Origin of the sequence: Streptomyces sp. NPDC046716 (assembly GCF_040645755.1) — a bacterium.
Classification (GTDB): Bacteria; Actinomycetota; Actinomycetes; order Streptomycetales; family Streptomycetaceae; genus Streptomyces.
Window position 1 is genome coordinate 67453 of the sequence record NZ_JBEYYU010000027.1, and the last position, 20460, is coordinate 87912.

The following is a 20460-nucleotide window of genomic DNA, read 5'->3' on the forward strand; positions in this document are numbered from 1 at the left end:
GTGCCTCGCGTCACATGCCGCTGTGGGTGCGGCGCGCGCACTCCGTCACGACCTCGCGCAGACCGCCGGTGCGCCGGAAGACCTCGCGCTGCACGCGCGTACCGCTCCCGTCGCGCAGCAGCCGCGACAGCAGGGCACGGGCCTCCTCGAGGTCACCGGCGTCCTCCAGTGCGGGCCGCACGTGCTCCAGCAGGGACTCGACCGCCGTCCGGGCCGGTACGGGACGCATCAGCCGCGGGCACACCAGGTCGCCGTCCAGCCCCGACCGGCCCGCGCGCCAGCCGGCGAGGCGCAGCAGCGACACCGGGTGCGTCGCGGCGGGCTCCCCGGCCCGCCAGTCACGGGCGGCCGTCTCGACCAGGCCGCGTACCAGCATGGCCAGCAGGACCGTCGTGAACGGCTCCAGGCACACATCGGCGACGCGCACCTCCACGGTCGGATGGGCGGCGGAGAGGCGCGCGTCGAAGTAGACCATGCCCCGGTCCCGTACGACCCCGGTGGCGACCATGGCCCGGACCTCGCGGTGGTAGGCGGCGGCGTCGTCGAAGAGTTCCACGGGGCCGGCGGTCGGCCAGCGCCCCCACACCCGGCTGCGGTAGCTGCTGTACCCGGTGTCCTGGCCCTGCCAGAAGGGCGAGTTGGCGCTCAGCGCGACCAGTACGGACATCCAGGGGCGCAGCCGGTTCAACACGGCGACGCCCTCCTCGTCCGACTCGACCTCCACATGGACGTGGCAGCCGCACGTCAGCTGCTCCTGCGTGGTCAGACCGAACTCCCGCGCCAGCCACTGATGGCGCTGACCCGTGCCGACGGTGGGACTCACCGGCAGGGGAGAGGTGGCGAGCGCGACGGCGGCGCCGCCCAGCCTCTCCGCGTGATCGGCGGCCGCCGTGCGCGACCGGACGATCTCCTCGGCCAGCTGCGACATCGACCGGTGCGGGCGGGTGTTGAACTCCAACTGCTCGCGGTGCAGCTCCGCCTCGAAATCGCCGTCGCCCTCACGGGCAGCGACGGCCATGACCGCGCTCGACAGGGCCCGCGGCTCGCTGCTGTCGCGGTCCACGAGCAGCAGTTCCTCTTCCACCCCGACACTGCGCATACGTCACGTCCCTTCACGTCTCTGTCGCGTCTCCGGTTCCGGGTGCGCCGCTTTGCGATCTTTGTTCGACTGTGGAGCATGAGGTCTGCACGCAGTGGGGAACCCGGCACGCGTACCCCGAAGAGCGGAGCCTGATGACCATGCCCGGGTCGGACACATACGTACCGGATCCGCGACGGTGGAAGGCGCTCTGGGTCACTCTCGTGGCCGGATTCATGAGCCTGCTCGACGTCACCATCGTCGCCGTCGCCCTGCCGACCGTGCAGCGCGATCTGGACGCCTCGGCCGCACAGGTGCAGTGGGTGGTGTCCGGCTACGCCCTCACCTTCGCCCTCGCACTGGTCACCGCCGGACGCCTCGGGGACGCCCTGGACAGACGGCGCATCTTCCTGCTGGCGCTTGGAGCGTTCGTCCTGTGCAGCGCGGCCTGCGGCGCGGCGCCCGACGTCACGTCCCTGGTGCTGGCCCGGCTCGCCCAGGGCCTGGCCGCCGGCTGCATGGCCCCGCAGAACTCGGCGCTCATCCAGCAGCTGTTCCGCGGCGCCGAGCGCGGCCGTGCGTTCGGCCTGTTCGGCGCGATCGTCGGCATCTCCTCCGCCGTCGGCCCCATCACCGGCGGCGCCATCCTCGCCCTGGCCTCGGGACCGCAGGGCTGGCGCTGGATCTTCTACGTCAACGTCCCCATCGGTGTCGTCGCCATCCTGCTCGGACGCCGCCTCCTGCCCCGGGTCCGGCGGACCGGCAAGGGCTCCGTCGACGTTCCGGGCATCCTGCTCCTCGGTGCGGGCGTCCTGGCCGTCATGTATCCGCTGGTCCAGGCCGACTCCGGCGGCATCGGACGGTTGTGGTGGCTGTTCCCCGTCGGCGCCGCCGTCCTCGCCGTCTTCACCTGGTGGCAACGGCGCCTCGTCGCCCGGCAGAGGCAGCCGCTGCTCGACCCGCGCCTGTTCACCACCGTGCGCGGCTACGCGATCGGCGCCGGTGTGGGCACGCTGTACTTCATCGGGTTCAGCGGAGTCTGGCTGGTCTTCGCGCTCTACTACCAGCACGGCCTCGACTTCTCCCCGCTGCGCTCGGGGCTCGCCGTCACTCCGTTCGCCCTGGGCTCCGCGAGCGCGGCGGTGATCGCCGGACGCCTGGTGGACAGGTTCGGGCGCCGACTGACCGTGTGGGGTCTCACGGGCGTCATCGTCGGGCTGGGCTGCACGGCACTGCTGCTCCGCTACGCGCCCGTGGACACGGCTCCCTGGCTCGCCGCGCCGGCGCTCTTCCTCGGCGGCATCGGCGGAGGTTTCGTCGTCTCTCCCAACATCACCATGACCCTGCGGGACGTGCCGGTCCGCATGGCGGGCGCCGCGGGAGGCGCGCTGCAGACCGGACAGCGGCTCGGCGCCGCGGTGGGCACCGCGGCCCTGCCGGGCCTGTTCTACCTGGTCCTGGGACGTGACGACGACTACCGAAGCGCCCTCTTCGTGGCGCTGATCGCCGCACTTGTCGCGATGCTGGCCTCGCTCGCACTCGCCACGTTCGACTGGCTGAGGGACCGGCGGAACATGCGGCGCGCGAACTGTCCGGACGAGGTGGTCAACACCCCGGTCCACTTCTCGCAGAACTGAACCGGCCCGCGTGGCGGCCCTCCACGAGCCTTGATATCCAGTGCGCATCGGACAACCGGAGCCGCGGCCCGGCACCGCCCGGCGAACCCGGTGACGCGAGCGCCCGACACCGCTCCGAGCTCGACGCAACGACCGAGAGAGGCGAGATGACGGTCCCCGAATCGGCCGAAGGTCTGCTGGGCGAATTCCTCGCCGATCCGCGCAACCTGCCTCTCGACCTGGCGACATCCGTCGCGAGCGCCTCCAGGGCCCTGGGGCTGCGCGGCGCCGTGGTCTACATCGCGGACATCCAGCAGCGCCGGCTGACGCCGCTGAACGCGGCGGCGTCAGCCCTGGTGATCGACGACTCGCTCGCCGGGTGGAGCTACCGCACCCAGTCGCTGCGCGTCGAGGAGGACGACGACGGGCTCACCGCATGGCTGCCCCTGATCGACGGGTCCGAACGGCTCGGCGTCCTCGCGGTCAGGGCGCCGTCCCTCGATCCGGGCGTCCTGCGGCGCGGACGGGCCCTGGCGGCGCTGCTCGCGATGATGGTCACGTCGAAGCGGACGTACAAGGACAGCTTCGTGCGCAGCTCCCGTACGGCCCCCATGGAACTGCCCGCCGAACTGCTGCGGGCCTACCTCCCGCCGCGCACGATCGGCACCACGCACACCGTCTCCACCGCGGTGCTCGAACCGGCCTACCAGGTCGGAGGCGACGCCTACGACCACGCGCTGTCCGAGCACGCCCTGCACGCCGGGATCGTGGACGCCGTGGGCCACAACCTCGCCTCGGGGCTGACCGCCGTGGTGTCCCTCGCCGCGTGCCGCAACGCGCGGCGCACCGGGGCCGACCTGCCCGACCTGGCCGGGGCGGTCGACGAGGCGCTGATCGAGTGGCTGCCCGACCAGTTCTGCACCGCGGTGCTCGCGCGGGTCGACCTGTCCACCGGCCTCATGCGCTGGGTGAACTGCGGGCATCCGCCGCCGCTGCTCATCCGCGACCGGAACGTCCTCGCCGGCGCCCTGGAGCGCCCCGCGCAACCGCCGATGGGGTACCCGTCACGGTTCGTCTCCGGTCCGCGAGAGGCCCACGAGTTCGCCCTGAAGCCCGGTGACCGGGTCCTCATGTACACCGACGGCGTCACCGAGGCGCGCACCGCCGACGGCAGCGAACTCGGCCTCGACCGCTTCGCCGACCACATCATCCGCGCCACCGCCACCGGGGAACTCGCGCCGGAGACGCTGCGCCGTCTCATCCACTCCCTGCTCGACGCCGAGGAACACCGCCTGCGCGACGACGCCACGATCCTGATGTTCGAATGGCGCCCCGTGACGGCCTGACGGACCGATTCCAGCGGCCCTGCGCGAAAGAGGACCAAAGTCCCGATATGCCCAAGCGGTGCGTGGGGCAGACCGAACAACAGAAGGAATCCGGAGGAGCCGCTATGCGGGGTTTGCCCCCGATAGGCAGGGGAACCCCGGGGTGGAAGGCGGAAGCACAGCCTCCGGACCCACTCCCGCCAGTCGTCTTATTCGTTCTGGAGTTTTCATGTCGGAGCAGCGCAAGAGCCGGTTCGCGATCGTCGATCCGTACAGCGGGGAAACCGTCGAGGAGTTTCCCGCCGTCGAGGGAAAGGAAGTCGACGCCGCCCTCGCGACGGCCGAACAGGCCGCTCAGGCGTGGCGGCAGCGGCCGATCGCGGAACGCGCCGCCGTCGTCGGACGCGCCGCCGAACTGATGCGGGAACGCAAGGAACAGCTCGCTCGGACCATCACCCTGGAAATGGGCAAGCTCATATCCGAGGCCCGCGGCGAGGTCGATCTGGCCGCGTCCATCCTCGACTACTACGCGGAGAACGGCCCCGATTTCGCCGCCGCCGAGCCGCTCGAGACCAAGGAGGGAGAGGCGTATCTCCTCAGCGAGCCGCTCGGCGTGCTGCTGGGGGTCATGCCCTGGAATTTCCCGCTGTACCAAGTGGTGCGCTTCGCGGGCCCCAATCTGGTCCTCGGCAATACGGTGCTGGTGAAACACGCCGGTATCTGTCCGCGGTCCGCGCTGGCCCTGGAGAAGCTCTTCCGGGACGCCGAAGCTCCCGAGGGCGTCTATGTGAACCTCTTCGTGGGCCATGACGAGATCCAGCGCATCATCGACAGCCCCGTCGTGCGCGGCGTCTCGCTGACCGGCAGCGAGGCGGCGGGCGCCAAGGTCGCCGAACGGGCCGGCCGCAACATGAAACCGAGCCTTCTCGAACTCGGCGGCAGCGACGTCTTCATCGTCCTCGACCGGGACAACCTCGACCGCACGATCGACGCCGCCGTCGCGGGCCGCATGGCGAACACCGGCCAGAGCTGCGTGGCCTCCAAGCGCTTCATCGTGCTGGACGACGTCTACGACGACTTCGTGGACGGCATGCGCCGCAGGTTCGAGGCGCTGGAGCCGGGCGACCCCGCCGACGAGTCGACGACCCTGGGCCCGCTCTCCTCCGAGCAGGCCGCCGCCGACCTGGCCGACCAGATCCGCGAGACGGTCGAACAGGGCGCGGAACTGGTCATCGGCGGCCACCGGATCGACCGCCCGGGCGCCTTCGTCGAACCCACGATCCTCACCGGCGTCGAACCGGGCATGCGCGCCTACGCGGAGGAACTCTTCGGCCCGGCCGCGGTGATCTACCGCGTCGCCGACGAGGACGAGGCGATCGCCCTCGCCAACGACAGCGAGTACGGCCTCGGCGGTTCCGTCTTCTGCTCCGACCCGGAGCGCGGCCGCCGCGTCGCCGAGCGGGTGGAGACCGGCATGGTCTGGGTGAACCACCCGACCTCGACCCAGGCCGACCTGCCCTTCGGCGGCATCAAGCGCTCCGGGTACGGACGTGAACTGTCCGCGCTCGGGATGCGCGAATTCGTGAACCGCAAGCTCGTCCGCGTCCTGCCGGCCGACGCACCGCTGCGCGGCATCGCCGGCTGAGACCGCCGACGCCCCTTCCCCACACACTCGTACAACCAACAGGAGAGATTCGCGTGAGCTCCGTACCGACCATCACCCTCAACAACGCCGTCCAGATCCCGCAGTTGGGCTTCGGCACCTTCCAGATCCCGCCGGAGGAGACCCGCGCGACGACGCTGGCCGCGCTGAAGGCCGGATACCGGCACATCGACACGGCGCAGATGTACGGCAACGAGAAGGAGGTCGGGCAGGCCGTCCGGGACTCCGGGCTCGACCGCGCCGACGTCTTCGTGACCAGCAAGCTGAACAACGACGCCCACGCGCACGACGACGCCCTGCGCGCCTTCGACGGCACCATGGAGAAGCTGGGCCTCGACCACCTGGACCTCTTCCTCATCCACTGGCCGGTGCCGGACAAGGGTGACTTCACGCAGACCTGGAAGGCCCTGGAGGAGATCTACCGCGACGGCCGCGCCAAGGCCATCGGCGTCTCCAACTTCCAGCCCCACCACCTGCGCAGGCTCCTGGAGAACTCCGAGGTGGTCCCCGCGGTCAACCAGATCGAGGTGCACCCGTACCTCACCCAGGACGACGTCAGGGCCTTTGGCGCCGAGCACGACATCGCCACGGAGGCATGGTCCCCGATCGCGCAGGGCAAGGTGCTCGACGACCCGACCATCGGCCGCATCGCTCAACGCGTGGGCAAGACCCCCGCCCAGGTCACCCTGAGGTGGCACCTCCAGCGTGGGGACATCGTCTTTCCGAAGTCCTCGACGCCGAAGCGCATCGAGGAGAACTTCGACCTCTTCGACTTCGAGCTCAGCGAGGGCGACATCGGAGAGATCTCCGCGCTCGACCGCAACGAGCGCACCGGCCCCGACCCCGACCGCTTCACGGGCTGACCGGCCGACGGTTTCCTGCCCGTTCAGGCTGATGAGGTCCGTATTACGCTGCCGAGGTGACGAACCCCTCCGACCCCGTGCCGCCCCGCCCCGCGAACCAGGGGCGCCGGGTCGCGGCCCGCAACAGGGCCGCGCTCATCGCCGCCGCCCGTGAGGTCTTCGCCGAGCAGGGGCTCAACGCCCCGCTGTCCGCCGTGGCCCGCCGCGCCGGGGTCGGCCAGGGCAGCCTCTACCGGCACTTCGCCGACCGGACGGCCCTGGCCTCGGCCGTCCTGGGGGAGAACGTCCGGCAGATCGAGCAGGCCGCGGGCGAGCCGGGCGCGACGCTGAGGAGCGTGCTCGGCGTGGTCACCTGGCACGTGACCCGGTCGACCGCCTTCGTCGACCTCCTGCGGCTGCGGGGCGACGACACGGAGGGCAGAGAACTCTCCGAGCGGGTCCGCGGCGTCCTGGCCGGGTGCTCGACCGACGGTCGCGAACTGGCCGCCGACGATCTCATGCTCGCGGTGGCGATGGTCTCGGGAGCCGTCGCGGGCCCCCTCGAACAGCGCGAGCGTCAGGCACTGGCGGCCTGGCGGCTGCTCGGCATCGAAGTGGGGCCGCTGCGACCCGTGGAGACGGACGCCGACGTGTGACCGGTCGCCGGTCGCACGCCGGGCGGGCCGTCAGCCGCCGTTCGACAGCCGGATGCCCTTCGCGGGCGCCGTGAAGGTGTACACGTAGCCGCCCGAGGGGCCGCTCACCGTCATGTACGCGGCCCTGCCACCCGGGGTGATCGCGACATTGGTCGCCGACGTCAGCCCCTTCGCCGCCCGGGCCGGTACCTCGACCGTGCCCAGACGCTCCCCGTACTTGCTGAAGACGGCCATGGCGGGCCGGCCGTGCAGCGCCTGGTAAAGATTGCCGTCGGCGTCCACGGCGATGGAGTCCGTCTGGGCCACGCCGCCGTCGACGTGGATCGCCTCGTGACGGGACGTCACCGCCTTCTTGTCGGCGTCGAGCAGCAGATACGAGACGGTGTTCCGCGCGAGTTCGCTGATCCACAGACCGCGCTGCTCGGGGTCGAGCATCACGCCGTTGGGATGGGCGAGCCCGTCGGCCAGCACCGTGGCCTTCTTCCCGTCGCGGTCGATGCGCACGATCCGGCCGTCGGCCTTGCCCGTCTCCATGCCGTGCAGATCGCTGACGTACAGATTGCCGTCGTCGTCGAAGACGATGTCGTCGGGGTTCATCGCCGAGCCGTCGACCTCGCCGGGGAAGAACGTGCGCCGGTCCGAGCCGTCGCGGGCGAGGCTGACGACGGCCCCCGTCCGGTACTCGGTCAGATACACGCGGCCGTCGTACGGACTGAGCTGCGCGGACGTGTACGCACCGGACTTGTCCGTGTAGACGCCCTGGTGCCGGCCCGTTCTCACGTCCACCGAGATGAGCTTGGGTTCGCCGGGCGGGGCGGTGACGTCCGTGACGTACAGCTCGTCGTCCCCGATCAGGACCGGGCCTTCGAGGAGGGTCATGCCGGTGGATTCGTGCACGTCGGTGACGTGGGAGAGCTGGGTGGCCCTGATGGTGCGGCCCTCGCCCGGGGCCGCTGCCGGCCTCGAGCCCGGGCCCGCGGCGGTCTGGGTGCCGCAGCCGGTCAGCGCCAGCAGGCCGACGGCAGCGAGGCCCGCCAGGGCGCGGCGGGATGCACGGGACGTGGTCATGGGGATCGTGCTCCTTCCTTTGGTCCGGTTCGTGGTCCTCGGGCGGGGCCGCATGGCGCAAACCTCACCCCTACCGGACAGCCTTGTCCGGTTGTTGGGTTACGGTACCGGTGCCGCTGCGGAAGGCCCAGCCAGTGCTCCCACCGCGCGGCGCGGACCGCAACTCCCCCCCCCACGAGAGGAATCCGCCGGATGACCCCGCCCCCGCGCGACACACCCCCCACCTCGCAGGCGACGGCAGACCTGCGCGAGCGCTACCGGATCGAGCGGGAGCGTCGGATCCGCCCCGAGGGCACGCGCCAATACCGTTCCACCACCGCCGAGTTCGGCTACTTCGCCGAGGACCCGTACATCGAGGAGCCGACGCCGCGCGACCCCCTGCACGACGTGGTGGACGTCGCGGTCGTCGGCGGCGGCTTCGGCGGGATCCTCGCCGGTGCCCGACTGCGCCGCGAGGGCGTGGCGAAGGTGCGCCTCGTCGAGCAGGGCGGCGACTTCGGCGGCACCTGGTACTGGAACCGCTACCCCGGCATCCACTGCGACATCGAGTCGCACGTCTACCTGCCGATGCTCGACGAGACCGGCTACGTACCGGAGTGGAAGTACGCGCCGGGCGAGGAGATCCGGCAGCACGCCATGCGGATCGCCGAGCGGTTCGGCCTGTACGAGGATGCCCTGTTCTCCACCACCGTCACCTCCCTCACCTGGGACGAGAGCGCCCATCAGTGGGTGGTCGGCACCGACCGCGGAGACCACTTCCGCGCCACCTACGTCGTCACCGCCACCGGCACCCTCTCCGAGCCCAAACTGCCGGGCATCCCCGGCATCGAGGACTACAAGGGCCACACCTTCCACACCTCGCGCTGGGACTACGGCTACACGGGCGGCGGCCCCGACGGCGCAATGACCGGGCTCGCGGGCAAGCGCGTCGGCGTCGTCGGCACGGGCGCCACCGGCGTGCAGGCGATCCCGATGCTGGCTGCGGACGCCGGACACCTCTACGTCTTCCAGCGCACCCCGTCCGCCGTCGACGTGCGCGGCCAGCGGCGCGTGACGCCACGTGAGGTCGGCGCCGACCGTCCCGGCTGGGCCGCCGAACGACGCGAGAACTTCCTGCGGATCGTGTCCGGCGAGGACGCCGGGCGAGACCTCGTCGCCGACGGCTGGACGGAATCGGCCGACCTGCTCGAAAAGCTCCTGCCCAGCTTCCGCCGCGACGGAGCACCGGACTTCGAGGCGACCTACGAGGCCGCGGACCACACCACGATGAACCGGATACGGGCGCGCGTGACCGCCGAGGTCACCGACCCGGACACCGCCACTGCCCTCCAGCCCTGGTACCGGTACGCCTGCAAACGACCCACGTTCTCCGACAAGTACCTGCCCGCCTTCAACCGGGACAACGTCACCCTCGTCGACACCGCCGACACCCACGGCATCGAGCGCATGACCGAGAACGGCGTGGTCGTGGGCGGTGTGGAGTACGAGGTCGACTGCCTCGTCCTCGCCACCGGGTTCTCCGTCGGCGTCTCCGGCATCACCTCCGGAAAGCTGCCCGTGACCGGCAGCGGCGGCCTCCGCTTCCTGGACACGCTTCTCCAGCACGGCCCGCGCACCCTGCACGGCTTCACCAGCCACGGCTTCCCGAACCTGTTCATGATGGGACCCCTGCAGAACGCCAGCAGCGTCAACTTCACCCACATCCTGGACGAACAGGCCGTCCACGCCGCCGCGTTGATCGCCGCCGCAGAGAAGAGGGACGCCGTCCTGGAGCCGACCCCCGAGGCGGTGGACGCCTGGCTCGCGGTCTGCGCCGAGGACGCCCCGGACCACGAGTGGTTCCACGCCGAGTGCACCCCCGGCTACTACAACCGGGAGGGACGGGGCCGCCCGAACGGCCCGACCGCCTACCCGTATGGCGCGGTCGCCTTCCACGACATGCTGCGCCGCTGGCGCGAGCGGCACATCGACGACGTGCTGCGCGGCAAAGGGGCGAATGCGGGCTGATGGCCCGTACGGAGCCGGTCAGGGGGTGGGCGGCCACCCCAGCCACCAGATGAACAGGCCGCTCAGCAGGACGAGCAGAAAGAGGGCCGCATTGGTGCGACGGTAGGAGACGAGAAGGGCCACGAACTCGCGGAGCATGGCGCTCGGCCAGAAGTACGCGGCCGTGGGGGCGCCCACGACGTGGCCCCGGACACCGGTGCGGCGCGCGATGACCGCGGCGCGGAAGACGTGGTAGTTGTTCGTCACGATCACGCAGCGGTAGGCCGGATTCGCCTTCTCCATCAGGGCTTTGCTGAACGCCAGGTTCTCGTCCGTGGTCGTCGACCGGTCCTCGCGCGTGATCAGGTCGGCGGGAAATCCCTCGGCCGTCAGGTAGTCGGCCATCGCGTGGGACTCCGGCAGTTTCTCGTCGGGGCCCTGCCCGCCGGAGGTGATCAGGACCGGCCGTCGCCCTCTGCGGGACTGCCTGGCGTGCTCCTTGCGGGCCCGGTCGAGACGGCTGGCCAGCAGCGGAGGCACCGTGGTCCCGCCGATCAGACCCGAGCCGAGGACCACCACGAAGTCCGCGCGGCGCCGGATGCGCAGCCGCGCGTACAGCCCGCCGTAGATGAGGAAGCACAGGAACAGGAAGGCGACGTATCCGCAGAGCGCCATGGCGGTGGCGGCGGCCACCAGCAGCGTGTGCGTGTGCAGGGCCAGTGCTGTGGCCAGCAGGGCGAGCAGCGCGACCAGTGCGAGCCCCGCGCCGAGGGAGAGCAGGTTCGCGGGGCTCCGGCCCTCCTTGCGGACCATGGTGATCCCGTTGGCGATCAGGAACCACGCGAGCGTGATGACCCCCAGCACCGCCAGAATCAGGAGCGCGAGCGCCAGGGCGCGCCCCAACTGCTCTCGTTCGGAAGTCAGTTTGAGAAACAGCGCTATCCCGGCGAAGACGACCGAGAGCCCCAGAAGAACGGCATTGCCGAACCGGCGGCGGTCCCGTGCCACCCCTGCACAGAACAAGAAAAAGCAGACGAGCGACGGAACGAAGGACACCATGAGCACATGCTAATGACGCGTGGTCCGGCGCCGACGCCAGCCCTGTCAGCGAAACCCGGGCCGCCAGTCGGCCGGCCTCAGCGGAGCTCGCTCGACAGCAGGCCCATCGTGAACATGTCGTACCACTCGCCGTCACGGCGGAAGACCTGGCGAAGCCGTCCCTCCTCCACGAATCCGACCTTCTCGTAGGCCTTGCGTGCGGCGTGGTTCTCGGTGACGACCGTCAGCGTCACCTTGTGCAGGCGCATGTCCTCGAAGCCGTAGCGGCAGACCGTGCGCACGGCGTCGGTGGCGTAACCGCGGCCCCAGTAGGCCTTCTCGCCCACGTAGATGTCGAGTTTCGCGATGCCCTTCTCCGGGGTCGCGTCGTGCAGCATCACCAGGCCGATGAGCGTGCCGTCGGCGAGCGCCTCGATGCCGAGGAGCAGGTCGTCGTAGCTGTTGCGGGGACGCTCCGCAAGCCAGGTGCGGACGCGCTCCACCGGCTGGGCATAGGTGTCGTCCATCCACCGCATGACCTCGGGGTCGTGGTTCCAGCGCCACAGTGCCTCGGCGTCCGCGGGACCCATGGCCCGCAGTCTCACCAGTTCTCCAAGCGCCATGCCCAGCGACTCCTCGTGCCATCTCGTGATCGTCGTGCGAAGTCTGAAGTGATACCACGACGTCACTGGGGCGTGGGCGGGGTCTCCTCCTCGGGCGCCTCGAGGTCCTGGACGATCTCGCCGGAGTGCGCGTCCAGGAGCAGGGACCAGACGGCGCCCTCCTCGTCCTCGACCTCGGTCGAGAAGAGATAGCGATCCGCGCTTCCCTCGTAGCGGCCGAACTCGAGTCCCAGGGCGCCCCTGCCGCCGGGGTGCCGCGCCTCGGCGATGTCGAGGAGTTCACCGGCCGGGAGCACCAGCTCCGACTCCACGATCCGGCGGGCCTCGTCGCTCTCGATCTGCGTCATTCCGATCATGCCCCCACGCTACGAGCGCGCCCGCGGCGAAGCGAACGGCGCCGTCAGGACGCGATCGTGCGGGCCGGGAATGGGGGCCCCTATGAACCAGTTACTTCAGAGGCTGTAACAATGCATGCTCACATACCAACCGGTTAGCCCTGCATCCTCCGAGGAGTCCATGTGACCGCCACGACGCCCGCCTCCCGCGCGGCTCGCCTTCTGTCCCGCCCGATCGCGCTGGGCGGTCTCACCGTTCCGAACCGGATCGTGATGGCACCGATGACGCGGATGTTCTCCCCGGGCGGCGTTCCCGGCGAGGACGTGCGCTCCTACTACGCGCGGCGGGCCGCCGCCGGAGTCGGCCTCATCGTCACCGAGGGGACGTACGTCGGTCACGACTCGGCCGGCCAGAGCGACCGCGTGCCCCGGTTCCACGGTGCGGACCAGCTGGCCGGGTGGGCGAAGGTCGCCGAGGACGTGCACGCGGCGGGCGGCACCATCGTGCCCCAGCTGTGGCACATCGGCATGGTGCGGAACCAGGGCGACGCCCCGTACCCGCAGGCTCCCGCCGTCGGCCCCTCCGGCCTGGTCACCGCGGGTGCCGAGGCCACGGGCAAGGCCATGACGCAGCAGGACCTGGACGACGTCGTCGCCGCGTTCGCCCAGGCCGCCGCGGACGCCGAGCGCATCGGCTTCGACGGAGTGGAACTGCACGGCGCCCACGGCTATCTCCTCGACCAGTTCCTGTGGGCGGGCACGAACCGGCGCACCGATGCCTACGGCGGCGACCCGGTGGCCCGGACGAGGTTCGCCGCGGAGATCGTCGCGGCGGTCCGGGAGAAGGTCTCCCCGGACTTCCCGATCCTGTTCCGCTACTCGCAGTGGAAGCAGCAGGACTACACCGCCCGGCTCGCCGAGACCCCGCAGGAGCTGGAGGCGATCCTCGCCCCGCTCGCCGCGGCCGGCGTCGACGTGTTCCACGCCTCCACCCGCCGCTACTGGCTGCCCGAGTTCGACGACTCCGACCTGAACCTGGCCGGCTGGACGAAGAAGCTCACCGGCAAGCAGGTCATCAGCGTCGGCTCGGTCGGCCTCGACGGCGACTTCGTGAACGCGTTCCGGGGCGAGGGCTCGCCGGTCAAGAGCATCGACAACCTCCTCGACCGCCTGGAGTCCGACGAGTTCGACATGGTCGCGATCGGCCGCGCCCTGCTCCAGGACCCCGAATGGGCGGCCAAGGTGCTCGCCGACCGCTTCGACGAGCTGAAGCCCTACGACGCCGCCGCGCTGAAGACGCTCAGCTGAGCCGCGACACGGCCGCCCCCGGAGCAGGGGGCGGCCGCTCCCGCGCATCGCGGACGAGCCCGGTCCGGTGGCCGCGGCGATCACGCATGCCGAAACAAGCAACCATGGCCATCATGACAGGTCAGCGGCGTTTTTCGTAGGACGGAAAGCACAGTTCGCGAACCTTGTCCGGTCCGGTCTCCGACTCGCAGAATCTCCCTCGTGAATCACCCGGAGACAGGGGGCACATGGGAAGAATCGATCACGACGCGGTGCTGCGGGCGCGGGTGCTGCTGCTGGGGTCAGGGCGGCTGAGTCCGCTCGAAGAGGTCAACGCGTACCGGGTTCTGGCGGAGGTGAGCCCGAAGGCCTACCTCCCGAAGCTGGTCGACGGGCTTCTGCTGATGAGTTACCGCAGCCGGGATCCCGAGGTGGACCTGCTGCTGACGCACGAGGCCGTCGCTGCGGCCCGGAGGATCGACGCCGGGGCGCCGCGCCGGGACGAACGGCTCGGCTCGGCGCTGGACGGTCACCAGCGCGCGCTGTTCGCCCTCGGGCGCCGGGACGAGGGACGGGCGGTCTGCGAGGAGATGGCCGAGGCGGGACGGAGCGGGCGACTGGCCACCGTCCTGGCCGAGGAGGGACGCTTCCTGGAGGCCGCGGAACTCAACGGGAAGGCGGTTCGCGGCGCCGGATCGGAGCCGGACTTCTGGGGCACGGTCGAGTGGGCGGCGAACCTGGAGGGGGCCGGTCGGCACGACGAGGCGACGGCCGTCGTCCGGGACCTGCTGCACGGGACACGGCGCGAAGTCGCCGGGCAGCGCACGGCCCTGGCCATCCTCACCTGGGAGTTGGTGCACCTCTCGCGGATGTACGACACGGCGGGGCGGGGCACGCAGGCGGCGGACGCCAGACGTGAGGCACTGGCCGTCCTGGCGGAGCTGGCAACGACCGGCGAACCGAAGAACTGGAGCTGCATCCTCGGCTGGTGGGTCACTCTCTTCGCCCTGTCCGGGCGGGGCGACGAACCCGTGGCGAGCGCCGCGTCCCCGATGCCCGCGTTCGGCACCGACCTCGACCGGGTCGGCGCCACGCGCGACGCCTTCCTCGCCACGCTGCCACGGCTGGAGACGGAGGCCCTGGAACTGCGCGAGGCCGGCCGCGTTCCCGAACTGGCCGACGTACGGCGCAGGATCACCGTCCGCGAGGTCCTGCGCCAGGGTGACCACCCCTACCGGTTCGAGGAGCGGCTCGCACCGCACTTCGACGAGGGAGTGGCCGTCGCCCGGCGGCTGCCGGACGATCCCGTGCGCCTCGCCCGGGCCCTGACGGACCGTTCGATGTTCTGGGTCGCCGCGCGGACCTTCGAGCCCGCGCACGCGGACTTCGCCGAGGCCGTCGCGGTCCTCGACAACCGCTAGGACCTGTCCGGGCGGGCACAGCGCCCGCCACGCAGCCGGGTCCGGTTCTGAAGGCCCCACTGCCCGGATCTTCAAAACCGGACCGGCCTGCCCTATCGTCGAGGCCCGAATCGTCGGCAGACGGGTGATGTCGTGCGCCTTCCTTCCTGTGCGGTCGTCGCTCTGCTGATCGCGTTCGCCGTACAGGCGCCCGCCACCGCGGACGAGAGACGCACCGCACCGTCGCCGAGCCTCCCGGCGGCCGCGCCCGCGACGGCGGAGTGGACCGCGCCGCTCAGCACGCGCGGCCGCTACATCGTCGACGCCGACGGACGACGCTTCAAGCTCAAGTCGGGGAACTGGCACGGCGCCAGCGGCACCTGGGACGGCTCCGGTTCCGACGACGACCCCGCACACAACCACGCGGGAGAGGTCGGGCACCGCGCGCCGCTCGGCCTGGACCGGGTGCCGATGAGCCGCGTCGTCGCCGACTTCCGCGGCCTCGGACTGAACAGCGTGCGTCTGCCCTTCTCCAACGAGATGATCGGCGACACCCGCCCGGTGACAGGACTGACCGCCAACCCGGAGCTCAACGGACTGCGCCCGCTGGAGGTGTTCGACCGCACCGTCCGCGCGCTCACCGACGCCGGACTCGCGGTGATCCTCAACAACCACACCACCACGACCCGTTGGTGCTGCGGCGTCGACGGCAACGAACGCTGGAACAGCGGCCAGAGCCTCCAGAAATGGCTCGACGACTGGGTCTTCATGGCCAAGCGCTACCGGTCCAACCCGCGCGTCGTGGGCGCCGACCTGCGCAACGAGGTACGCCGTGACGTCCTGGACGACCCCAACTGGGGACTCGGCGACTCCCACGACTGGGCCGCGGCAGCCCAGCAGGCCGGCGATCTGATCCTCAAGGACGCCAACCCGGACCTGCTCGTCATGGTCGAAGGCATCAACTGGGCGGGCATCCCGGTCGACGGATTCTGGCACGACCGCCCCCTCCTCAAACCCCTGGCCACGCTGTCGAACACACTGGTGCGCAGCCACAAACTGGTCTACGCCGCCCACTTCTACGGGTACACCGGCCCCCGGCACAGCGGCGCGACCGGCATCGGCGAGACCACCGACGCCCGCTACCGCGACCTCAGCAGGGACGAGCTGTTCCAGACCATGCGCGACACCGCCTCCTACGTCGCCGACACCCCCGACCGCCACTTCACCGCACCGGTCTGGATCAGCGAGTTCGGTGTCGGCAAGGACGCCGACACCAAGGAACGCGCCTGGTTCGCCAATACCGTCGACTTCCTCGTCGACCACGACCTCGACTTCGCGTACTGGCCGGCCGTCGGCTTCCAGGACGGCGACCAGGGCAACCCGTGGGGCCTGATCCGCTACGACACCACCGGCGCCGCACGCAGCGTTTTGGACGCCGACGACTGGCGCGGCACCGCATGGCGTCAGCTCACCGCCGCCGACGGCCGCCAGGGACCGGTTCCGCGGGTGCGCACATGGTCGATGCTGAAGGCCACCCACACCGACGCCAACCGCTCGCTGAGGGCGGCCGCGGACTGGGACGGCGGCGCCCGGAAACTGTCCTGCCCCGACGACCAGCGGCTGATCGGCATCAGCCAACGCGGTCAGGGCGGCCTGTGCACCGACGCCGGAACCGCGGACCTCGCGACCTCCGCGACACCCGTCAAGGTCACCTCCGAGGTGAACGTCACCACGGACTGGGCGCGCGGCTTCACCAAATACCAGTGCGCCGCGGGGCAGTTCATGAGCGGATACAGCGTCCGCGGCAACAAGGTCTCCGCCACCCTGTGCTCCGCCGCACGCATCCCCCTCGCAGGCGCCGGCCGCACCCTGTGGGACGACCGCGGCGACTCCCGCCCCGCGTCCGGAGAGGGCGGCGACTACGCAGGCGGCTTCTACAAGGCCCAGTGCGACGCCGACGAGTACGCGGCCGGCATCGCCTTCTCGACGGCCCTCGGCCGCGGCGGCACCCCGGACGCGCTGTACTGCCGCAAGATCTGACACGTCGGGGTGGGGGCAGGGATCTGTCAGGAGCGCTGGGCGAGCGGTCGTGACAGACTCGGCTCGAACGGGGCTCACGAACGACCTGGAGTGCTGATGACCACTGCGCAGGATCTCGCCCTCGTCGCTCTCGGCGTGACGCCCGGCCGCACGGTGGAGCAGGGCGACCTGTCGCTCGCGCTCGCGGCCGCCGAGGTGATCGACCTGGTCGGCGCCGGTGCGCTCACTCTGGACGAGGACCGCATGGTGCCCGGTGCGCCCGTGCGGACGGGGGATCGGCTCCTGGACGAGGCCGCCACGGCGCTGGTCCGTGAGGAGCCCTTCGAGACGGTCGAGGACTGGCTGTGGCGGCGCGGCCGCGGACTCGCCGCCGCCTACGTCGACGAGTTGGAGGCGGACGGGCCGGGGGCTCGGGGGCGTGGCCGTCGCAACCCGCTGCTGGGGCGTCGCCCCGAGGTGGACCCCGCGGCGCGTGACCGTGCCGAGCGGCGCCGGGCGTCCGGCGAGCCCGTCCTGTCCGTCCTGGCGGCGGCGGCCGGGGCACAGGACGAGAAGCCCGAGGCGGAACAGGGCATCGCCGACGACGCGGTCACCACCGTCCTCGCGGCCGTCGGCAACGCGGTGATGGAGCTCGAGGCCGTGCGGCAGCGCCGGGAGATCGAGGACGCCGCGTTCGACAACGTCTGGCGGGGTTTCTGAGACGGCCGGAGAGCCCGGGTCCGACGACGCCGGCCTACGGTGCGGTGCGCTGCTGGGGAATCTCGCCGTACGCCCTGCGGTAGTCGCTCAGGAACTGCTGCCGACTGGTCCAGCCCCAGCGGGCGGCCACCTGCGCGACGGACGTCCCGGCCGTACCGGCGGTCAGGTCGTCGTGGGCCCTGCGCAGTCGGGTGCGCGCGACGAAGTCCATGACGGAGCAGGAGGCGTGCTGACGGAAGCCGTTCTCGAGCGCCGCCGCGGACAGACTGACGTGCGTGGCGACGACGGCGGGCGTCAGCGGTTCCGCGGCGCACGCCTCGATGAACGCCTGGGCGCGCCGCACGGTGGCCGCGCCGGTGAACCGCGCCCGCGCGTAGTGCAGGTCGTCCGCCTGGAAGGTGTTGGGGAACACGGCGAGCGCCGCGCCGGCCAGGGCGCGGGCCACGCTGTCCTGGAACAGCGCGTTCGTCGCGCTCTCCCCTTCGAGGGCGCGCGCCGCGTAGTCGGCTGTCGCCATCCAGGCCTGCCGCAGTCCGGGCGTGGGCGCGGTGAGGCTCGTGAAGTGCAGGCGCCGCCGGTCGTCGTGCACGGTGTCGCTCACGGCGCGCACGACGTGCATGTCGATGGTGATGGTGCGGGTGTCCATGCGATCCACCGTGCCGATGGCGTTGCCGCCCGGCTGGAAGGCGATCAGCGGTTCCCAGCCGCCCACCTGCGCGGAGACACCGCCCGTGGTGGTCTCGTACCCTCCGTCGCGCAGATAGAGCACCATGAGGCTGTCGATCGGGCCCGCGTCGAAGGAGAACGTGCTGTTCGACACGACGCGGTCCACGGCGACGGCCCCGCGCCGGGAGCGCTGGATCATCAACTGGGAACCGCTGTGCAGGTTCCGCAGCCCGACCCCCATGCCGTACAGGTCGTGCAGAGTCTCCAGGACCCGGTTCTCGCCCCGCGCCACGATGGCCTCGCGCGGGCCCGGGCTGTCGGCTGAGTCGTCGACGTCGACCAACGGGTGAACCTGCCTGTCTGCTGAGGAACGACCCGGTGGGCGAGTCGCCACAGGGAACAGTACTCGCGTCGGGCAGGCCGCCGCTCGCTCCCTCTCGCCGCTCTGACCTGCGAGCACTGACGGGTCAGTGGGACGAGGACTGTTCCTTGGCGTACCGGTAGAGGTCTTGTGAGGTGTCGATGAGTTCCTGCTGCTCCTCCGCGGAGGCGACCATCGGCTGGGAGCCGCTGAGGGGCAGCTGTGCGCTTTCCGGCAGGAACTTGACGGTGATGAGGCCGATGACGCCGGCGACCATGAGGTAGTAGGCGGGTACCAGCTTGTCGCCGGTCGCGTTGACGAGCGCTTCGGTGACCAGGGGAGTGGTGCCTCCGAATGCCGCGACGGCGAAGTTGAAGCCGATGCCCATGGCGGCGTAGCGGACCGCGGTCGGGAAGAGCGCGGGGAGGGTGGCGGCGCTGGGGGCGGCGAAGCAGGCGAGCAGGGTGGACAGGATCAGCACGCCGAAGATGGGGGGCCAGGTGCCGTGGGCCTTGATGAGGAGGAAGGCGGGGATGGCGAGGATGATCATGGCGATGGCCGCGCCGGCGTACAGGGGGCGTCTGCCGATGTGGTCGCTGAGGCGTCCGAGGAAGGTGATGAGGATGACGATCCACACCATGCCGATGAGGACCAGGACGTCCGCCGAACTGCTGGAGCGGTCGAGTGTCTCCGTCTGGTAGGTCGGCAGATAGCCGGTGACCATGTAGTTGGTGACGTTGTAGAGCAGGACCAGGCCCATGCAGACCAGCAGGGGACGCCAGTGCTCGCGGACGATGGTCTTGAACTCGCTGCCGACCGAGTCCTGGGCGAGGTTCTTCTCGTGTTCGTCGAGCTGCTGCTGGAAGGCCGGGGACTCCTCCAGTTTGAGCCGCATGTAGAGGCCGATGACCCCCAGGGGACCGGCGATCAGGAACGGCAGGCGCCAGCCCCAGGACAGCATCTGGTCGTCGGTGAGGGCCGCGTTCAACACGGTGACCAGCGCGGATCCGAGGGCGTAGCCGACGAAGGTGCCGAAGTCGAGCCAGCTGGAGAGGAAGCCGCGTCGGCGGTCCGGCGAGTACTCGGCGACGAAGGTGGTCGCGCCGCCGTATTCGCCGCCGGTGGAGAAGCCCTGCACCATGCGGGCGAGGAGCAGAAGGATCGGGGCGGCGATGCCGATGGTGGAGTAGCTGGGGATGAGACCGATGGAGAAGGTGCCGGCCGCCATCATGATCATGGTGGTGGCGAGGACCTTCTGCCGTCCGACGCGGTCGCCGAGGGGGCCGAAGACGAGCCCGCCGAGCGGGCGTACGACGAATGCCGCGGCGAAGGTCGCGAAGGACGAGATCAGCTGGGCGCCCGGGGAGGCGCCGGGGAAGAAGACCTTGCCGATGGTCGCGGCGAGGTAGCTGTAGACCCCGAAGTCGAACCACTCCATGCAGTTGCCGAGTGCCGATGCCCCGACGGCTCGTTTGAGCAGGGGTTTCTCGACGACTTGGACGTCCTGTTCGCGGTAGGCCCGTTTGGTGCGGCGCAGTCGGCGGGCCAGTTCCTCCCGTACGTGCCGGGGCATGTCCGCGATGGTCTGGGGCATCCGCTTGCGGCCTGCGTTGGTCGGGCCGTCGGAGGGTGTGTGGGCCACGTGCCGGTGCCGCCTCTCCCGGTTGTTCTTCCTGTCCGCCTCGGCCAAGTCTCTGCCCCATCGATCACCCGGCGCACTCTGAGGAGGGCCTTTGGGTGTGTCCCTCGGCGTTCGGGCTTGGGGACAGGGGCTTGT

General features: G+C 70.8%; 17 protein-coding genes. 10 read left to right on the forward strand and 7 right to left on the reverse strand.

Translation table 11 applies throughout. The features are described 5' to 3' along the window. Positions 1-10 precede the first annotated feature (10 nt). Positions 11-1099 (reverse strand): glutamate--cysteine ligase, encoded by a 1089-nt coding sequence (locus ABZ930_RS21185; RefSeq protein WP_361549897.1) that lies wholly within the window; start codon positions 1097-1099, stop codon positions 11-13. A 140-nt stretch (positions 1100-1239) separates the two neighbouring features. Between ABZ930_RS21185 and ABZ930_RS21190 the strand changes: the two genes are divergently transcribed. From ABZ930_RS21190 to ABZ930_RS21210, 5 genes are all read left to right on the forward strand, one after another. Next, entirely contained in the window at positions 1240-2715 is a 1476-nt protein-coding gene (locus tag ABZ930_RS21190; RefSeq protein WP_361549899.1) for an MFS transporter, read from the forward strand. A gap of 146 nt (positions 2716-2861) precedes the next feature. Then, positions 2862-4040 carry a PP2C family protein-serine/threonine phosphatase gene (locus tag ABZ930_RS21195; RefSeq protein WP_361549901.1) on the forward strand — a complete coding sequence of 393 codons (1179 nt, stop codon included), beginning with the start codon at positions 2862-2864 and terminating at the stop codon, positions 4038-4040. Between the two features lie 208 nt (positions 4041-4248). Continuing rightward, positions 4249-5664, forward strand: a complete 1416-nt coding sequence (locus ABZ930_RS21200) for an NAD-dependent succinate-semialdehyde dehydrogenase (protein ID WP_361549903.1) — start codon at positions 4249-4251, stop codon at positions 5662-5664. Positions 5665-5717: 53 nt separating this feature from the next. After that, the gene (locus ABZ930_RS21205; RefSeq protein ID WP_361549905.1) at positions 5718-6545 is read left to right on the forward strand and encodes an aldo/keto reductase; all 828 of its coding nucleotides are present in this window, start codon (positions 5718-5720) and stop codon (positions 6543-6545) included. Between the two features lie 56 nt (positions 6546-6601). Continuing rightward, the gene (locus tag ABZ930_RS21210) at positions 6602-7180 is read left to right on the forward strand and encodes a helix-turn-helix domain-containing protein (RefSeq protein WP_361549907.1); all 579 of its coding nucleotides are present in this window, start codon (positions 6602-6604) and stop codon (positions 7178-7180) included. 30 nt (positions 7181-7210) lie between these two features. Here the strand turns inward: ABZ930_RS21210 and ABZ930_RS21215 are convergent, their stop codons facing one another. Next, positions 7211-8248 (reverse strand): SMP-30/gluconolactonase/LRE family protein, encoded by a 1038-nt coding sequence (locus ABZ930_RS21215; RefSeq protein ID WP_361549909.1) that lies wholly within the window; start codon positions 8246-8248, stop codon positions 7211-7213. A gap of 192 nt (positions 8249-8440) precedes the next feature. On the opposite strand from ABZ930_RS21215, the gene ABZ930_RS21220 reads away from it, so the two are divergent. Then, the gene (locus ABZ930_RS21220; protein WP_361549911.1) at positions 8441-10255 is read left to right on the forward strand and encodes an FAD-dependent oxidoreductase; all 1815 of its coding nucleotides are present in this window, start codon (positions 8441-8443) and stop codon (positions 10253-10255) included. An 18-nt stretch (positions 10256-10273) separates the two neighbouring features. On the opposite strand, the gene ABZ930_RS21225 is transcribed toward ABZ930_RS21220, so the two are convergent. The 3 genes from ABZ930_RS21225 to ABZ930_RS21235 form a co-directional block, all read right to left on the reverse strand. Continuing rightward, positions 10274-11293, reverse strand: coding sequence for a YdcF family protein (locus ABZ930_RS21225; protein ID WP_361549913.1), 1020 nt, complete (start codon positions 11291-11293; stop codon positions 10274-10276). Positions 11294-11370: 77 nt separating this feature from the next. Further along, a complete protein-coding gene (locus ABZ930_RS21230; RefSeq protein ID WP_361549915.1) occupies positions 11371-11895 on the reverse strand; it encodes a GNAT family protein in 525 nt (174 codons plus the stop codon). Positions 11896-11957: 62 nt separating this feature from the next. Then, complete coding sequence (locus ABZ930_RS21235) at positions 11958-12251, reverse strand: hypothetical protein (protein WP_361549917.1); 294 nt, start codon at positions 12249-12251, stop codon at positions 11958-11960. Positions 12252-12413: 162 nt separating this feature from the next. Here ABZ930_RS21235 and ABZ930_RS21240 point away from each other — a divergent pair, with 162 nt between their 5' ends. The 4 genes from ABZ930_RS21240 (at position 12414) to ABZ930_RS21255 (ending at position 17656) form a co-directional block, all read left to right on the forward strand. After that, entirely contained in the window at positions 12414-13538 is a 1125-nt protein-coding gene (locus ABZ930_RS21240) for an NADH:flavin oxidoreductase (protein ID WP_361549919.1), read from the forward strand. Between the two features lie 227 nt (positions 13539-13765). After that, complete coding sequence (locus ABZ930_RS21245) at positions 13766-14938, forward strand: hypothetical protein (protein WP_361549921.1); 1173 nt, start codon at positions 13766-13768, stop codon at positions 14936-14938. 132 nt (positions 14939-15070) lie between these two features. Further along, the gene (locus tag ABZ930_RS21250; RefSeq protein WP_361549923.1) at positions 15071-16957 is read left to right on the forward strand and encodes a cellulase family glycosylhydrolase; all 1887 of its coding nucleotides are present in this window, start codon (positions 15071-15073) and stop codon (positions 16955-16957) included. A gap of 96 nt (positions 16958-17053) precedes the next feature. Next, positions 17054-17656: a GPP34 family phosphoprotein gene (locus ABZ930_RS21255; RefSeq protein WP_361549925.1), complete on the forward strand. Its 603-nt coding sequence runs from the start codon at positions 17054-17056 to the stop codon at positions 17654-17656. A gap of 34 nt (positions 17657-17690) precedes the next feature. Here the strand turns inward: ABZ930_RS21255 and ABZ930_RS21260 are convergent, their stop codons facing one another. Together ABZ930_RS21260 and proP are read right to left on the reverse strand one after the other, a co-directional pair. Next, positions 17691-18665, reverse strand: a complete 975-nt coding sequence (locus ABZ930_RS21260; protein ID WP_361549927.1) for a helix-turn-helix domain-containing protein — start codon at positions 18663-18665, stop codon at positions 17691-17693. A 124-nt stretch (positions 18666-18789) separates the two neighbouring features. Continuing rightward, on the reverse strand, positions 18790-20256 hold the full coding sequence (gene proP, locus ABZ930_RS21265; protein WP_361549983.1) for a glycine betaine/L-proline transporter ProP: 1467 nt from the start codon (positions 20254-20256) through the stop codon (positions 18790-18792). Positions 20257-20460 lie beyond the last annotated feature (204 nt).

Excerpts from the sequence above, each read along its gene's own strand:
- ABZ930_RS21185 (WP_361549897.1), bottom strand. The coding sequence starts at position 1,099 with ATGCGCAGTGTCGGGGTGGAAGAGGAACTGCTGCTCGTGGACCGCGAC.
- ABZ930_RS21195 (WP_361549901.1), top strand. The coding sequence starts at position 2,862 with ATGACGGTCCCCGAATCGGCCGAAGGTCTGCTGGGCGAATTCCTCGCC.
- ABZ930_RS21220 (WP_361549911.1), top strand. The coding sequence starts at position 8,441 with ATGACCCCGCCCCCGCGCGACACACCCCCCACCTCGCAGGCGACGGCA.
- proP (WP_361549983.1), bottom strand. The coding sequence starts at position 20,256 with ATGCCCCGGCACGTACGGGAGGAACTGGCCCGCCGACTGCGCCGCACC.
- ABZ930_RS21200 (WP_361549903.1), top strand. The coding sequence starts at position 4,249 with ATGTCGGAGCAGCGCAAGAGCCGGTTCGCGATCGTCGATCCGTACAGC.
- ABZ930_RS21225 (WP_361549913.1), bottom strand. The coding sequence starts at position 11,293 with ATGGTGTCCTTCGTTCCGTCGCTCGTCTGCTTTTTCTTGTTCTGTGCA.
- ABZ930_RS21215 (WP_361549909.1), bottom strand. The coding sequence starts at position 8,248 with ATGACCACGTCCCGTGCATCCCGCCGCGCCCTGGCGGGCCTCGCTGCC.
- ABZ930_RS21235 (WP_361549917.1), bottom strand. The coding sequence starts at position 12,251 with ATGATCGGAATGACGCAGATCGAGAGCGACGAGGCCCGCCGGATCGTG.
- ABZ930_RS21255 (WP_361549925.1), top strand. The coding sequence starts at position 17,054 with ATGACCACTGCGCAGGATCTCGCCCTCGTCGCTCTCGGCGTGACGCCC.
- ABZ930_RS21245 (WP_361549921.1), top strand. The coding sequence starts at position 13,766 with ATGGGAAGAATCGATCACGACGCGGTGCTGCGGGCGCGGGTGCTGCTG.
- ABZ930_RS21230 (WP_361549915.1), bottom strand. The coding sequence starts at position 11,895 with ATGGCGCTTGGAGAACTGGTGAGACTGCGGGCCATGGGTCCCGCGGAC.
- ABZ930_RS21190 (WP_361549899.1), top strand. The coding sequence starts at position 1,240 with ATGCCCGGGTCGGACACATACGTACCGGATCCGCGACGGTGGAAGGCG.